The sequence below is a fragment of the Acinetobacter lwoffii genome (genome assembly GCF_024129595.1).
Lineage (GTDB): Bacteria > Pseudomonadota > Gammaproteobacteria > Pseudomonadales > Moraxellaceae > Acinetobacter > Acinetobacter lwoffii_O.
Genome location: NZ_JAMXXS010000004.1, coordinates 1 through 15436, shown reverse-complemented (window position 1 = coordinate 15436; position 15436 = coordinate 1). Strand labels below are relative to the sequence as shown.

Annotated in this window: 17 protein-coding genes; 8 read left to right on the top strand and 9 right to left on the bottom strand. The window is 40.7% G+C overall.

What is annotated here, in order from left to right; translation table 11 throughout:
* Window positions 1-177: 177 nt before the first annotated feature.
* The 3 genes from ahpF (at window position 178) to NI466_RS03630 (ending at window position 2617) form a co-directional block, all read left to right on the top strand.
* Window positions 178-1743, top strand: coding sequence for an alkyl hydroperoxide reductase subunit F (gene ahpF, locus NI466_RS03640; RefSeq protein WP_253172765.1), 1566 nt, complete (start codon window positions 178-180; stop codon window positions 1741-1743).
* A 277-nt stretch (window positions 1744-2020) separates the two neighbouring features.
* Window positions 2021-2266: a hypothetical protein gene (locus NI466_RS03635; RefSeq protein ID WP_253172763.1), complete on the top strand. Its 246-nt coding sequence runs from the start codon at window positions 2021-2023 to the stop codon at window positions 2264-2266.
* A gap of 144 nt (window positions 2267-2410) precedes the next feature.
* A complete protein-coding gene (locus NI466_RS03630) occupies window positions 2411-2617 on the top strand; it encodes a hypothetical protein (protein WP_044108579.1) in 207 nt (68 codons plus the stop codon).
* Here NI466_RS03630 and NI466_RS03625 read toward each other — a convergent pair.
* Together NI466_RS03625 and NI466_RS03620 are read right to left on the bottom strand one after the other, a co-directional pair.
* Complete coding sequence (locus NI466_RS03625) at window positions 2601-3239, bottom strand: LysE family transporter (RefSeq protein ID WP_044108580.1); 639 nt, start codon at window positions 3237-3239, stop codon at window positions 2601-2603. The two genes, NI466_RS03630 and NI466_RS03625, sit on opposite strands and share 17 nt — an antisense overlap.
* Before the next feature lie 122 nt (window positions 3240-3361).
* Window positions 3362-3928, bottom strand: a complete 567-nt coding sequence (locus NI466_RS03620) for an FxsA family protein (protein ID WP_004278924.1) — start codon at window positions 3926-3928, stop codon at window positions 3362-3364.
* A gap of 125 nt (window positions 3929-4053) precedes the next feature.
* Between NI466_RS03620 and ruvC the strand changes: the two genes are divergently transcribed.
* Window positions 4054-4599 (top strand): crossover junction endodeoxyribonuclease RuvC, encoded by a 546-nt coding sequence (ruvC, locus tag NI466_RS03615; RefSeq protein WP_004278925.1) that lies wholly within the window; start codon window positions 4054-4056, stop codon window positions 4597-4599.
* 3 nt (window positions 4600-4602) lie between these two features.
* Here the strand turns inward: ruvC and NI466_RS03610 are convergent, their stop codons facing one another.
* Together NI466_RS03610 and NI466_RS03605 are read right to left on the bottom strand one after the other, a co-directional pair.
* Window positions 4603-4875 carry an acylphosphatase gene (locus NI466_RS03610; RefSeq protein ID WP_004278926.1) on the bottom strand — a complete coding sequence of 91 codons (273 nt, stop codon included), beginning with the start codon at window positions 4873-4875 and terminating at the stop codon, window positions 4603-4605.
* A 10-nt stretch (window positions 4876-4885) separates the two neighbouring features.
* Window positions 4886-6343, bottom strand: coding sequence for an NAD(P)H-hydrate dehydratase (locus NI466_RS03605; protein WP_253172761.1), 1458 nt, complete (start codon window positions 6341-6343; stop codon window positions 4886-4888).
* Window positions 6344-6366: 23 nt separating this feature from the next.
* On the opposite strand from NI466_RS03605, the gene queG reads away from it, so the two are divergent.
* The 3 genes from queG (at window position 6367) to bioB (ending at window position 8911) form a co-directional block, all read left to right on the top strand.
* Complete coding sequence (gene queG / locus NI466_RS03600) at window positions 6367-7461, top strand: tRNA epoxyqueuosine(34) reductase QueG (RefSeq protein WP_253172759.1); 1095 nt, start codon at window positions 6367-6369, stop codon at window positions 7459-7461.
* A gap of 111 nt (window positions 7462-7572) precedes the next feature.
* A complete protein-coding gene (locus NI466_RS03595; protein WP_004278929.1) occupies window positions 7573-7776 on the top strand; it encodes a hypothetical protein in 204 nt (67 codons plus the stop codon).
* A 133-nt stretch (window positions 7777-7909) separates the two neighbouring features.
* On the top strand, window positions 7910-8911 hold the full coding sequence (gene bioB, locus NI466_RS03590; protein ID WP_253172757.1) for a biotin synthase BioB: 1002 nt from the start codon (window positions 7910-7912) through the stop codon (window positions 8909-8911).
* Window positions 8912-8918: 7 nt separating this feature from the next.
* Here bioB and NI466_RS03585 read toward each other — a convergent pair whose 3' ends face one another.
* The 3 genes from NI466_RS03585 to NI466_RS03575 form a co-directional block, all read right to left on the bottom strand.
* A complete protein-coding gene (locus NI466_RS03585; RefSeq protein WP_034438286.1) occupies window positions 8919-9155 on the bottom strand; it encodes a hypothetical protein in 237 nt (78 codons plus the stop codon).
* A gap of 837 nt (window positions 9156-9992) precedes the next feature.
* Window positions 9993-10679, bottom strand: a complete 687-nt coding sequence (locus NI466_RS03580; RefSeq protein ID WP_064095393.1) for a metallophosphoesterase — start codon at window positions 10677-10679, stop codon at window positions 9993-9995.
* A gap of 26 nt (window positions 10680-10705) precedes the next feature.
* Window positions 10706-11686 carry a hypothetical protein gene (locus NI466_RS03575; RefSeq protein WP_253172755.1) on the bottom strand — a complete coding sequence of 327 codons (981 nt, stop codon included), beginning with the start codon at window positions 11684-11686 and terminating at the stop codon, window positions 10706-10708.
* A 102-nt stretch (window positions 11687-11788) separates the two neighbouring features.
* Between NI466_RS03575 and NI466_RS03570 the strand changes: the two genes are divergently transcribed.
* Entirely contained in the window at window positions 11789-12661 is an 873-nt protein-coding gene (locus NI466_RS03570; protein ID WP_064095395.1) for a competence protein CoiA family protein, read from the top strand.
* A gap of 84 nt (window positions 12662-12745) precedes the next feature.
* Here the strand turns inward: NI466_RS03570 and NI466_RS03565 are convergent, their stop codons facing one another.
* Together NI466_RS03565 and NI466_RS03560 are read right to left on the bottom strand one after the other, a co-directional pair.
* Window positions 12746-14029 (bottom strand): McrC family protein, encoded by a 1284-nt coding sequence (locus NI466_RS03565; RefSeq protein WP_064095396.1) that lies wholly within the window; start codon window positions 14027-14029, stop codon window positions 12746-12748.
* Window positions 14030-14041: 12 nt separating this feature from the next.
* Window positions 14042-15436, bottom strand: a 1395-nt coding sequence (locus NI466_RS03560; RefSeq protein WP_253172753.1) for an McrB family protein, incomplete at its 5' end; no start/stop codon positions are given.

The following is a 15436-nucleotide window of genomic DNA, read 5'->3' as shown; positions in this document are numbered from 1 at the left end:
TAAACTACTTGAAAATTAATCTTTCACCCCCATATAGAACTTTGAAATTAATGATGAATTTTTCAATAAATCTGTAAATCCGATCAACAATATAAAAACAAACTGTTTTACCTATTTATTCAATTCATTTAATATCCTGTTATCAAGTAAACATTTACTCCTTTGGAGACGTTAGCAATGTTAGACCAAAATACTTCAGCTCAACTTAAAACCCTATTAGAACGCCTGGAAGGCCCAATTGAACTGGTCGCCACTCTGGATAGTTCTGACAAATCAGCCAAAATCCAGGAACTGGTTGCCGAAGTGGCTGCACTGTCTGACCTGGTCACTGCACGCTTTGACGGGACCAATGCACGTGCGCCAAGTTTCGGGATTGCCAAGGCCGGTGAAGAGCCACGGGTGTTCTTTGCAGGCTTGCCAATGGGTCATGAGTTTACTTCGCTGATTCTGGCATTGCTGCAAACTTCAGGTTATGCACCGAAAGTCTCTGATGAAGTGCTGGCGAATATCAAGAGCCTGGGTGTTCAATCTAACTTTGACGTGTTCGTATCATTAAGTTGCCATAACTGTCCGGATGTGGTTCAGGCACTCAACCTGATCGCCATCTATAACCCGGGCACTACAGCGACCATGATTGATGGGGCCTTCTTCCAGGAAGAAGTCGAAGAACGCAAAATCATGGCGGTGCCGATGGTATTCCAGGACAACCAGCATATCGGTCAGGGTCGTATGACACTGGAAGAAATCATTGCCAAGCTGGATAGCAATGCCGCTGCCAAAGATGCGGAAAAGCTGAATGCCAAAGACGCCTTTGATGTCCTGGTGATTGGTGGTGGACCTGCTGGGAATACCTCTGCAATCTATGCAGCGCGTAAAGGCATTAAAACCGGGATCGTGGCTGAACGCATGGGCGGTCAGGTCATGGATACCATGGACATCGAAAACTTCACGTCTGTACAAAAAACTCAAGGTCCGAAGTTTGCAGCCGAGATGGAAGCCCACGTACGTGAATATGGTGTCGACATCATGAACCTGCAACGTGTCTCCAACATCAAAGGTGCGGATGAAACATCTAACGGTTTAGTTGAAGTCACTCTGGAAAATGGGGCCAAACTGGAATCGAAAACCGTGATTCTGTCGACCGGCGCACGCTGGAGAGAGATGAATGTTCCAGGTGAGCAGGAATATAAAACCCGTGGTGTAGCCTACTGTCCGCACTGTGATGGTCCACTGTTCAAAGGCAAGCGTGTTGCGGTCATCGGTGGCGGTAACTCGGGTGTAGAAGCCGCGATTGATCTGGCAGGGATTGTGGAGCATGTGACCTTGGTGGAATTTGATACCAAGCTGCGTGCGGATCAGGTGCTTCAAGACAAGCTGAACAGCTTGCCGAACACCACCGTGATCAAAAATGCTTTATCTACAGAAGTGGTTGGTGATGGTTCACAAGTGACGGGTCTGAAATATAAAGACCGTGCCACAGATGAAGAGCATACAGTTGAACTTGCAGGGATCTTTGTACAAATTGGTTTGTTACCAAACACTGATTTCTTAAAAGAAACTGCTGTTGAGCTAACCAACCGTGGCGAGATTGTGATTAACGAGCGCAACGAAACCAATGTCAAAGGTGTGTTTGCGGCAGGTGACTGTACTACTGTACCTTACAAGCAGATCATCATCGCGACCGGTGAAGGTGCGAAGGCATCACTGTCTGCTTTTGATTACATCATCCGTTCAGGGCAGTAATAGTTAATTAGTTTCCACATAAAGCTCGCTTCAAGCGGGCTTTATTGTTTATGATTGGCAATGTTTAGCTTTGTAGATGCAGCACATTCTGTGGGCATTAGGTCCTTTCTTCTTCTTGATTATGCAACAAGCATGTAATTAATTTTAATTCTATATAGATCGTATGTAACTATCGACAATCGCATATTGCAAGCCTGTACAAGCTCTCCTATGATAGGGTGCTAAATCATCTTTCATGATCAAAGAATAAAAAGGATAACATCCTGGGAGAAGAACAATGCATTATCAATATCATTGTGCCTGCTGTGAAAAAGTAGTCGACTCTACAGAAAAATCATGCTCAAACTGCGGCTCACATCATATTCGCAGCCCTTTTGGTTTCTGGGTTTTGTGTCTAATCGCCTGTCTCGTTACAGCTATCGTATTTAAAGTGGTGCACTTGTATGTACAGTCCCAACAAGAAGTACCGGCACAACACTCGCTATTGGATGTTTTAAAAGAAGAAAATAAAAGACTTCGCTAAATTTATTCATCTGACAGTAAAGACCTGTTGGTTCAAACAGGTCTTTTTATTAATCTTGAATAATTCAAATAGCGATGCGGAAAATAGCCTCATGAAATCCAGATTTGATTTACAATAGCTGTGGATTTGAATGAGAGATGTGCCATGGTTCAGTTAATTAAAAAAGGTGGATTACGCGAACGTGCCAACCGTAGCCGCAGCTATCAAGGCTCTGAAAATACTGAAACCACCTTAAAGCCTAATCGTTATCAAACGGCGGTTAAAACACCAGACAATTTAGCCTCTCCTTCCCCGACCTCACCAATATCTCCAGCATTAAATAAAGATACACCCCTTAATTCATCAGAATAAGTGCGTCATACCATAACCACAATGCAAATAGCAGAAATAGTCCGCCTGACATCATATCAATGTAACTCCCCGAACGCTGGTACAAGATTTTAATTTTTGGTTGGGAAATCAACAGCATCAATAAAGCAAAGGTGATAAAGGTCTGCAAAGGAATAATCACTGCCAGCTGTGCTTTCAAATAATCGGAAGCAGACGAACTCAAGGCCAGTGAAAATACGCTACTAAAATAGATCAGTGTTTTGGGATTAGAAAGATTGGTCCATAAGCCCAACATAAAATAGTTTTTAGCTTGCACCTGTCCATTTGTATCGTCGTCGGCCTGATGTCTATTTTTAAAGCTATGCACACCACCCTTTAACATGCCCCATCCCATTTTAGCCAGGAACACACCACCGAGCACCATCAATACCTGTTGAATCCATGGAAACTGGTCAATTAACACGGTAAAACCCGCAAGTGTCAGTACTACCCAAACTACAATACCGGCAGAGATCCCAGCAATAACTTTCAGGGCATTCTGGCGTGTAGTGGATGCGGCACTTTTGGCAATGAGCAAAACATCGGGACCGGGACTGAGTTGAGCAACAAAATGCAGGAGACAGATCGTAAAAAGCAGAGACATTAAAATTAAGGTAAATTTATAAAAATATATTATAACGTTTGTTCAAAGACATTAGAAAGTTCCAATAAAAAAACCGAATCATCAGATTCGGCTTAAATAGAGCTTTTTTTTAAATAAAACATTTATTTTGGATTGATATCTTTCATTTCAATTTTTTTCGCCTCAGGTCTCACTTCACGTGCTTCACCATCAATAATGGTGGAATCACCGCGACCTGATTGCTGATTTTGCATATCCTGCATTTGACGCATCATCTCGGCAAATGGATTCTGGCCTTGTGCCCCACCCATATCGCCCATCATGCCACCCATCATTTTTTCCATCATGAGTTGCTGACGTTTCATCATCGCTTTCATTATAGCAGCCTTAAAAACCTGCTGAACCGCTGGAATGAGCATCAATACTGCCAATACGTCGGTAATCAATCCAGGAATAAGCAGAAAGAAACCTGCCAGAATTTTAGGTAAATTTCCTGTTAATGCAGGATCTGCACTCATCTGTCCCATCTGCATTTGCTGCATTTGTGGCATTACACCGGCCGAGTATTTACGGATCAGATTCATACCAATAAAAAATGCGGCCACAAACCAGAAAAATACGTACCACATGCTCCCGACGAGGTCACCCACGCCAATCCAGACAAATACTTCTAGGATTAAGCCTGCAAGGATAATAAGAAATAATTTCATGAAAATTAATCTAATCTCAGTAAAATAAATAATAGGATGCTGGAATCAACTGCTTCATCAGGATCAAGCTTTTTTGATACGCTTATGTAACAATATGGGCATTATTCTATTTTTAAAGTGCGGGCATGTCATTAATTATTGGGATTGACCCCGGTTCTCGTTTAACCGGTTACGGAATTATCGAAAAAGACGGCTCCAAACTGACTTTTGTTGATGCCGGCACCATCAGAACAGAAACGACAGAAATGCCTGAACGTTTAAAACGGATCTTTGCCGGCGTGGAGCGCATTGTAAAATTTTATGGTCCCACTGAAGCTGCGGTAGAACAGGTCTTTATGGCACAAAATCCGGATTCTGCCTTAAAACTCGGTCAGGCCCGTGGTGCTGCTGTTGCGGCACTGGTCAATCTGGATTTGAAAGTCGCTGAATATACTGCGCGCCAGATCAAGCAGTCGGTAGTGGGTTATGGCGCTGCGGATAAAGAACAGGTGCAGATGATGGTAATGAATATTCTAAAACTCAGCATCAAACCGCAGCAGGATGCCGCCGATGCTTTAGCTGCTGCTATTTGTCATGCCCACGCCTCAGGCAGTATGAGTAAAATGGCGGTATTGAATGCGTTGGGTGGTATGGCACGCGGCCGGAGTCGCGTCAGTAGCCGTCGTCGATAAGGTTTAACGCAATATTATAAAGTCTTGAGCATCTAGCTCAGATTCCAGATACTCTTGAATAACCGCTTGTACGATTGCACGAGCAGGCCCTTTCCAACTTCGTGTAATCATTTCCTGAAGTTGGGAGTCTGTTCCAGCAATAACGGCCTCCACCTCACCTGTGCTCAAGTTCTTCACATATCCTTTCAGTCCAAGCGCCTGAGCCTGCTCGGCAAACCAGTAACGGTATCCGACTCCTTGAACTTGGCCTGAAATATTCAGTTTGATGACTGGCACACTATTCTCCTTAGCGATTCACGACCTGATAAATCGCATGTTTCATATCCTGTGCCTGCAAGCCACGTTCGCCATTTTTGGCCAGTTCATCACCTGCAAGTGCATGCAGCGTCACAATTTCATGCAAATAAATTTTTTGCGCAAATTGCGCCTTTAGACTGGCAATCATGCCGGCCAGCACATCCCCCATTCCGCCAGTGCCCATACCGGCATTCCCGGCATCACAGATGTAAAGCTTTTCTTCCAGAATCAGACTGCCTGAACCTTTTAGCACCCACTGTCCCTGATATTTTTGTTGCAGTGCATGAATGGCTGCAATCCGATCCATTTCAACTTCCGCAGTGCTACATGCCAGTAATGTGGCTGCTTCCCCAGGATGCGGAGTCGCATAAGTCTGGGAATTCAAAACTTGAGGCTGCTTGGCCAGAAACCATAAGGCATCCGCATCCAAAACAACCTCCAGATCAGATTGCTGAATCAGTTCAAACCAGATTTCGTATTGCGCTTTTGCCCAAGGATCACGACCTAACCCCATGCCAAAACACACTGCATCGACCTGCTGAATCAGTGCTTGGCGTTGCTCCTGAGTTAAGAGATTGATATCACGCAGCATGATATTCGGTGCACGTGACAAAATCGCAGTATGATGTTTTGCATCACAGATGATCGTCACTTTACCTGCTCCTGCAGCAAATGCTGCTTCTGCCGCCATGATCACTGCACCGCCCATATCAGCATGTCCACCAATCACCAGAACATGACCATAACTGCCTTTATGACCAAAGGCTTCACGCTTGGGCAATTGAATCTGATGTGAGGCAAGCTGAGCAATCGGTTGAAGCTCTGTATCTGTCGGGATAGCAGAAATCAGTTCAATCTTGCCCGCATATTCTTTGCCTTGTCCAGTAAACAATCCTGCCTTGAGCCCCAAACCCGTGAAAGTATAGTCAGCTTTGATCGCAGCAGGCAAAGGCTGGCCGGTATTGGCATCCAATCCACTCGGAATATCAATTGAGATTTTGAGTCCAGTTTGCTGATTGATCGTTTGAATAACATTTTGCCAGTCAGAATCCAGCTGACGGTTTAGACCAATTCCGAATAAGGCATCGATATAGACCTCATATTCAGATTGAAAATTAAAATGTGAATAAGGCTGCAAACCGGCTTGCTTGGCTTCCTGCACAGCCGATGCCAGATCTTTGGAACTGCCCAGTTCAGCTGCATAAATATCAACTTGAAAACCGGCTTGTTTTAAATATTTGGCCACCAGATAACCATCGCCGGCATTATTGCCCTGACCACAGCAGACCGCGATTTTTTTTATTTTTTGCTGAGAAAATAAAGTGATCAGCCGCTGACTAATCCCCCAGGCGACTTGTTGCATTAAACCGTAGGAACTATTTTGCTGCTGAAACCAGCGCTGCTCCCATGCTTGTAGATCGCGGCTATGGTAAACTTGTTGCTGCATTTCTTATTCCCTGTCTTTGGTTTATGACAACTCCCGATTCTCACGCGCAAATTCAAGTTTATCAACAAGATCCAGCCGAGCTAAAAGCATGGATTAAAGCGCAGGCTTTAGAATTGGGTTTTTCTGATTGTGTCATTGCCAAACCGGATGCTCAAGCAGAATTAGCACGCTTACAGGAATATCTGGATCGTGGTTATCAGGGTGACATGAAGTTTCTGGAAGATAATCTAGAAAAACGTGCCAATCCCGCCTTACTGGTTCCCGGCACACGCAGCATTATCTGTGTGCGTATGGATTATCTGGTCGAGGTACCAGAACCACGTTATATCTCTTATGCACCCAACTCTGCCATTATCGCGCGTTATGCCCGTGGCCGAGATTATCACAAAACCATGCGGGGTCGCCTGAAAACTCTGGCGACAAAAATCCGGGGAAAAATCGGAGATTTTGAATCACGCCCATTTGCCGATTCTGCGCCAATTTTTGAAAAATCGCTGGCTGAAAGTGCCGGCATGGGCTGGACAGGTAAACACACCCTGCTGATTCATAAAACATCAGGCTCATTCTTTGTGCTGGGTGAACTGTTTACTTCACTGGAACTGCCCTTTGATGAACCCGCGACCAAACATTGTGGCTCCTGTACTGCGTGTATCGACATCTGTCCGACTCAAGCCATTGTCGAGCCTTATATGTTAGATGCTCGCCGCTGTATCGCCTATCTGACCATCGAATATAAAGGCATTATTCCAGAAGATTTGCGACGCGGAATTGGTAACCGGGTTTTTGGTTGTGACGATTGCCAGCTGATATGTCCATGGAACAGTTTTGCCCAAGTGACCTCGATAGAGGATTTTCATCCGCGGCATGGACTGGATCAAGTGAGTTTACTGGATTTATGGCAATGGGATGAAGCCACCTTTTTAAGTGCGACTGAAGGCAGTCCGATGCGTCGTACGGGTTATCAAAGCTTTATGCGCAATATCGCCATTGGTTTGGGCAATGCACCCTTTGATGGGCAGATTATTCCGGCCCTTCAGCAACAGCGTAATCAACATGATGAAATTGTGCAGGTACATATCGATTGGGCTATTCAAGAACAACTGGCAAAATCCAGTTAATTTTCCATCTTTACCTAGCGTCACAGTTTCACTTAAAAGCCTTACACACCCATGTTTCAGACTATGGCATAAATAAAAATAGTCAGAAATGAAGAATGAAGTGGAGGAAAGATGATGTCATCAAAAAATCCAAATCAAGAACTGCTGGAGCAGCTTCAGCATGACCAGCAGAAGCAACAACAGCAGCAGCCGCAACATGGCCCGATTAATTCCCCAAAAAACAATCAGCATGAACAGGATCAGCGCGTGTTTAACAAGCAGCACCGTAGTGATCTGCATGGCCAGGATATTCATGGAAATCACAGTAATAAATAATCTGGCAACTGAAAAACAAAGCTCACCTCGTGTGGGCTTTGTCATTTATATAAGGTCATATTTTGCTAGTGAAGCAAAAGCTTATTTTTATTAAGATGAACCGAATGATAAATAAGCACAGATAGGGAAAGAGATGAACAGTAGTGATGCGGTACGTAATGATTGGTCACGTGAAGAAATACAAGCTCTATATCAACAGCCTTTAATGGATTTAGTGTTCCAGGCGCAACAGGTTCATCGTGAACATTTCACTGCGAATACCGTTCAGGTGAGCACCCTGCTTTCGATTAAAACCGGTAAATGTCCTGAAGACTGTAAATACTGTTCACAATCAGCGCATTATGATTCCAAACTGGAAGCTGAAAAACGCATTGCAGTCGATAAAGTGATTCAGGAAGCCAGACAGGCGCTGGCATCAGGCAGTTCACGCTTTTGTATGGGGGCTGCATGGCGCAACCCGCATGAACGCGATATGCCTTATGTGCTGGAAATGGTACGTGAAGTTAAAGCACTCGGTCTGGAAACCTGCATGACACTGGGGATGCTAAATGGATCACAGGCTGAACGCTTGAAAGATGCAGGACTGGATTATTACAACCATAATCTGGACACTTCTCGTGAATACTATTCACATATCATCAGCACGCGTAGCTTTGATGATCGTCTGGATACTCTGGATCATGTGCGTCAAGCTGGTATGAAAGTCTGTAGTGGCGGTATTGTGGGTCTGGGCGAAAGTCGTGATGACCGGATTGGTTTGTTATATGAGCTTGCAACTCTGGCAATCCATCCTGAATCTGTGCCAATTAATATGTTGGTGCCGATTGAAGGCACACCGATGGCAGATGTAGAAAAACTGGATGTGATTGAATGGATTCGTACCATTGCCGTAGCACGCTTGTTGATGCCTAAAAGCTATATTCGCCTTTCTGCAGGGCGTGAATCCTTAAGCGATTCGGATCAGGCTTTGGCATTTATGGCTGGTGCCAATTCTATTTTTTCTGGTGAAAAACTGCTGACGACCCCTAATACATCCCAAGGCCGGGATCAGCAACTTTTTGCAAAATTAGGTTTAGTTGCAGAACAGCCAAAACCAAGTGTTCGCAGTCTGGCTACAGATGCAATGGCAAGCTAATCACTGTTTAAGTTGATGAACTCGCAGAAAAGTTATGTGCAGTAATTAAAATGCCATAACGGGCATTCAGATAATCTCCGACTCGGATTTGATCTACTCCATTGGCATGATGCACCATCAGCGCTTGCGTGACTGCATCATAGCTAAAGGAGTCATAACTATCTTGATGCAGGCTGAGCCAGTGCAGCGTATCTGCCAGGTTGCTGTCGACGATATAGGTATCTGCATGAAAATCTTTACTCATATGCCTGTTCATCGTGATGAAATTTCCCTTTAATTTTAACGGAAATTAGCCCACAACAAGCATAAAAAAGTGAGCCATTGCTCACTTTTCTTGCAAAAACTTTAGTCCTTATTCGTACCGCACTTACGACACTCCCTGTGTTCCCCGATTTCTTGCATTTGCTCATATTCATAAATATGCAAACAAAACAATTTTCTTAAAAGCTGAAGCATCATTGAAACTCCTGTTTAATCATTTTTTTAATACGCTTCTTAAGATATTCCGTCCTGAAACATCATGATTTTTGACTAAAAAATCATCTCATATTAATTAGCATAATTTTTTCAGTTGTAAAATGCATTTCATCTACTTTTCACTTTTTTTGCAGATATTCTTTGAACTACATCACAATTATTTCATAAATATGAACTTTTTTTTTGATTAAAGAGGATGTTTATGGAATTTAGATAACAAAAGTAATATCTGAGGGAGATGCTTTTTTATTAAGCTGGTAACGAAGAATCTTTATTGAAAGGCAAACTAGAAAAGTTCATTATCAGTGGAGGCAACCCATTTTAAGTCCTTCGAGATAAGAACGACGATTAATTAAGTGAATTGCTTACTTCAGATTTCATAATATCCAAAAACAAAAAACCCCTTACGATTAATGCACGTAAGGGGTTGTTTTATATGGTGGGCCCAGACGGACGAAAACATTCACCTACCCTATTGTTTTTAATGGATTAATTATTAATATAAAAATTTAGGATACAAGTCAGGATACACGATTCAAATGTTGTTTTTTTGATCAATTAAACTTTTTAACATCACTTTACTCCCCCACTCCAAAGCAAATCTTTATTGAACTTTTATAATACAAAGCTTAGAAGTGAAAGATGATCCGACATCAATATAATGGCAATTATCAATTTTAGTATATTCTTTTACGATCGTATGACCTAAATAGATTTCATTGATGTTTTCAACAATATCATAATGGTTTGAGTAATTACGTATTCGTCCCCTACCCCAGAGTGCATTTGAATAGGATGATGTGATCCCTGGAATTTTATAGTCACCTTTAAATATGTCTTGCTTAAAGATATTCCAGTCTTGGATATCAATGTCAGCATGAACAATACCAATCTTTTTGCCTTCCAATTCAATTTCTATGACTACGGGCAATTCCATAAATTTATTACTAATTTCTAGTTGTTTTTGTTGAGGCAACCCGTAAAACCATTCCCCTCCATTGCGTATATGTATATCTCTAATATTGGTGTCATATTGTCCTTTGATGCACATCTCTTCATGATTTCCACGTACAGTACGGAACCATGGTTGGTTTAGTAAAGAAATGCATTCAAGATTTTCATTACCTCGATCAATCAGATCCCCTGTACATATCAATAAATCACTTGCAAAATTAAAATTAATTTTTTTAAGTTCTTCAAGTAAAAGTCCATAGCAACCATGTAGATCACCTACCACAAATAATTTTTTGTGTGAATCGACCTTTAAATACGAAATAAGATGATCTGCCATAACTTAATAAAAAATATCTTTAGCTACTATGATAACTTTTTACCCTTCATAATAACACGGTCAAAACTATATACATGTGCAAATGGGCTTTCCACACATCTTCCAACAAGTGGTACTTTCTGATCTGGTCGTCCCTCTCTAAGAACAACATCTGCTGAACATACCGGACAAACGCCTTTAAATCGTGTTATCCGTGTAAGTTGATTACGATCTTTATCTCGATACATTTCAATATCGGCATGATCTTCATGTAATGCAATGAATGTCATAGGGGCCTTAATCACACGATGCTCGGGTAAATTCCAAATAGGAATGAACCAATATTTGAGTGATAGGTAAGAAAATCCAATTAAACAGAAAATTAAAAAAAGATCAAATGAAGTGAAATTTTGCCCAGCACGCACTAAAACTAATGAGAATATACAAATATATAATGCCCATCCAATAAAACTTCCAAAAATAACTGCCAGCATAACTAGCCCTCTTATACTTTTATTTTTTATTTCTCCATCTCTAAAAATCAACTTATAAAACCAAGATATTTTTATTTCGGCTGGATCAACTCGGTCATAAATAACCAATTCCTCCCCTTCATCTAAATCATTTTCAATAACATTATTTTCTTTTTGTTTAATATCCAACCAAAATAGACGTTCATTTCCTTTACCACCAACAGTCTCATTGGTTTTTATAACTGGAACATATCCAATCTCTAAAAATCTTTTACTATGTTTTTGTATAACACGATCCAGATATTCATTTAGTTTTTTATCAGTAATCCACTTTCCGAGATCTTTTGAATCCATTCTATCAGCAGATAGTTTTCCATCAACTATGGCCTTTAATTGATATCTGGAATAAACAATTTGTTCTTCAATTTGATCTTCTAGTGCATTTATTGAAGCGCTACAAATTACCTTTAAACAATCATAAGCTCTATTCTGAGCCAAGTCCTCTTTTAAAATCTCAAATAACGCATTAAAAACTTTTAATTTTAATTCAAACACTTAAACCCCCACTTTACCCGTATTTCCCCTTTATACGGTGTTAGGTCAATTAGATCACAAGCATAGTGAGAGAGTAAATCAACTTCCTAAAGGATTTTAATCATGACTATGTATATTGCTTTGGACGAAAATAAAAAATTGGTCGATATCAAAGATGTTGAGCGTGGACTTGCTTGCCAATGTACCTGCTTTGAATGTGGTGAAACTGTTATTGCACGTAAAGGTGAAATAAAAGAACATCACTTTGCACATGCAAGTAATAAAGAAAGCTGTACGATTAATCCAGAATCTGTTCTACATAAATATGCCAAAGAAGTCATTCTTGAATCTATGGGCCTCATGCTTCCTGCTTTACCTAATTCTGATAATGAAGCAGCATGGTGGACATTTGAAAAATTATTACCCGAGTTTTCTCTCGGTTTAATACGCCCAGATTTAGTTGGATATTTTGATGGAGAACCTATTTTAATTGAAATTGCGGTTACTCATTTTATTGACGCTGAAAAATTCAATCGCATCGAGGTTTTTAAATCAAAATGTATCGAAATTGATCTTTCATCACTTGTTAAAAGTAATATTTCGATTCCTAGCCCTGAAGCAAAAAAAGAGATTCTCGAAAACTTGAACAATAGAAAATGGGTTTATCCATTCCCATTAACTCAAAATATTGAAGATATTCCAGATAACGTACCAACAGACAATTCAAACATAAGTCTAGAAAAATCTGAAATCGTACAGGCACCTCCAAAATGGCAGGACTACAAATTCACAATCAAAGGTATATTTGTCAATGTTCGAAAATTTGATAGCGGTATGATTTCAGTCAATAGCACTTATAATCCTGAGATTATTTCAATGCTCAAAGAATGGAAACGTGAAGGTCGTGGTTCATTCAACCCTAAATACAAATCATGGAACTATTGGTTACCATTTTCTGAGGTTGTTTTAGATCGACTCAAAGAACTAAATGAGTAAGGGGGACTATTCCCCCCTCTCATCACCAACTTGGCTAGGTTGTGGTGTAAAGTACAGAAAGTGATTATTCAGTCATATAAAATGTTAAATAATCTTAAAATTTTGTGGTTCATCTAAGTTAAAAGGCACTACTTTTAACTTTGCACCATGTGTATGCCTAAAACCAAAATCATCCAAAGGCTGATCAAACTTCCCTGCTCGATACGGATATACCAGAATCACTTCACTCTCATGTTTCAGGTAATAATGACTGTAAGCAAACATCTGCTGAATATCACTGTCTTTTAAGCCATACCGTCCACCACGGTCATTCTGATCTATCAGTTTCCACTTGGTATCCATTACAATATTTTTTGCATTCGCTTGTGAACGATCAATAAAAATATCGGGCTTCAACTTAAAGATCTTATTCTGTTGATGCTCACAAATATGTTCCGTCGCATGCTGTGTTTTGACCTGATATTCAGGCATCCCACGGCGCAAATGATATGCCACAAAGTATTCAAACAGCTTTTCCATTGGAAAAAGTAAGCTCATACCTCGCCATTCACCTTGTGTAGATACAGGCATATACTCACCTAAAATCAATTCCGTCCAAGGTTTGATTTCACTATATAGCGCAAGTAAACGCCCTGACTGCCATTGTCTAAAATCCTGCTGAATCTTTTGACTTGGCGGTATTTCAGTGGTCATCAACCGTAGTTCTTGGGCAAGTTTCCAATTGTTGGCATCTTTGGTCTTTTTACACACGACTTCCAATGCTGTACGAATCAGACGGTTCTCAGGACGATTGACTTCATAAACGTCATGTTCAATCGGAAATATATGCTTCTTAGCAGGTGGCTGACGCATGTATTTCACATGCTGTAATTGCCCACGTAGAAACTTTTGTTCTTCTTGCACACGGTTGTAGTCAAAACGTAGTCCTCGTTGCACCAAACGCTCAAATGATGCAAGGAATTGAGTGATAATCCATTCATGTAAGGGTTGTTTAAAACGATTTAGACTGGCACTCCCTGCTTCTCTATATGGTAAGTGCAAAGAGACACTCAGCATTTTTTGCAGGAGTTTACGCTCTGCTAAAATAACCGCTTGATCATCTGTACCACTCAGCTCTACATGCTTTGGCAGAATTTCTATACGTGTTCCACACGGCGTTTCAATGACACCCACATATTGATCCAGCTTTAGCTTTCTACGCCCTGCAAGTTCAAATACTTTTGCACCATGCTTGGAGAAAGAAGCTGAGAGATCACACAGATGTTCAAATGCTTTTTCGGGAATATAAGCATGGTCTAGACTAGACGTAGGACAACCTTCATAAGCAACGCTAATGAAGGCATATTCTCGGACGGTAAAATCAGGCATATAAATCCCCGATTAATGCTTGATGATTTTGATAAAGCTAGCGATTGAATCAAATGCAGTATCGTTTAATTGCCACGTTTTTTGTTCTTCAAAGAAGGCATCTGAATCACTCTCTACATTTGGAAATAATACAGAGCGTTCAACAGGTTTAGGCTTCAACATACCATTGGCATTTAACACCATATTGATCTTTGCCCAATCATCAAAGAAGTATTCTTGTAGTTGAGGAATAATTTTTTGCTTAAATATGGATGCTAAATGCTCTAGCGTAGGCTGTTTCTTCAAACTCATAAAGTTTGCATGACCGATACAATGATCACGGTCTAACAGCACTTCTATACGTTGGTTAATGACCTTGAGTATCTCACCAATATTCAGCTCTTCTACCTCAATGTCATTCAATAGCTCTGGCTTTGGTGGCATTTCGATAAAGGTAAAACGACGGCGCAACGCAATATCTAAACCCGTTAAAGATCGGTCAGATGAGTTCATTGTGCCAATAATGTAGACATTACTCGGGACAGAAAATTCTTCTTTTGAGTATGGCAGCGTTACAGATAATTCTTCTTCAGCGCCTTGGCGTTTAGAGTCTTCAATGAGCGTAATCAACTCACCAAAAATACGGGAAATATTCCCTCGGTTGATTTCATCGATGATCAATATGTAGGGTTTGTGCTCTACATCTTGTTTTTCTTCTGAAAATTTAATTTTATCAGATAGCAAACTTACAATTGGTTTTATATAACTAGGCATTCCATAAGTTTCAAGTCTGACACCATTTAATAATTTTTTAATTGTATCTAAGCTTAAACTATAAGTACCTTTATTTACTGACTCTAATAAAAAACATTTTAGGGTTTTTCCACCTTCATATGTAATTTCATATGTTAAACCAGTTTTAGTTTTCAGTTGCAAAGGCTGTTCAGCTATTTCATTGCAAAAATTAGTGATCACCTCATCAATATTTGAATGAGGAAAATTTTGATTAAAGGCAATATCACAAAGTGCTTTAAAAACACCAGATTGAACATCATAAGTGAGCTGACCTTTATCATCCGTTTCAGCACGAATCCCTTCTACAAAGTCTTCATAACTAAAGCTTTGATGAAAAGTCACAAACTTGATCTGACCTTGCTCTTTGTATTGATCAAAACGTGTTTTTAACGCCGTACGGTCTTCTTGCTCTAAAACTTCAAGCGGTTTGTTTTCAATAATTGATAAGGCATGGTTGATACTATGGAAGGTTTTACCTGTACCTGCTGCACCAAATAAAATACGGTTTAACGGTTGTTGAGTCATGACATCATCCAGTAATTTGAACCGTACCGGGTTTGTCGGAGAGTCAATATTCTGAGAGACTACCCCGATGACAAAATTAAAATATACCCCTGAAATCAGAGAAAGAGC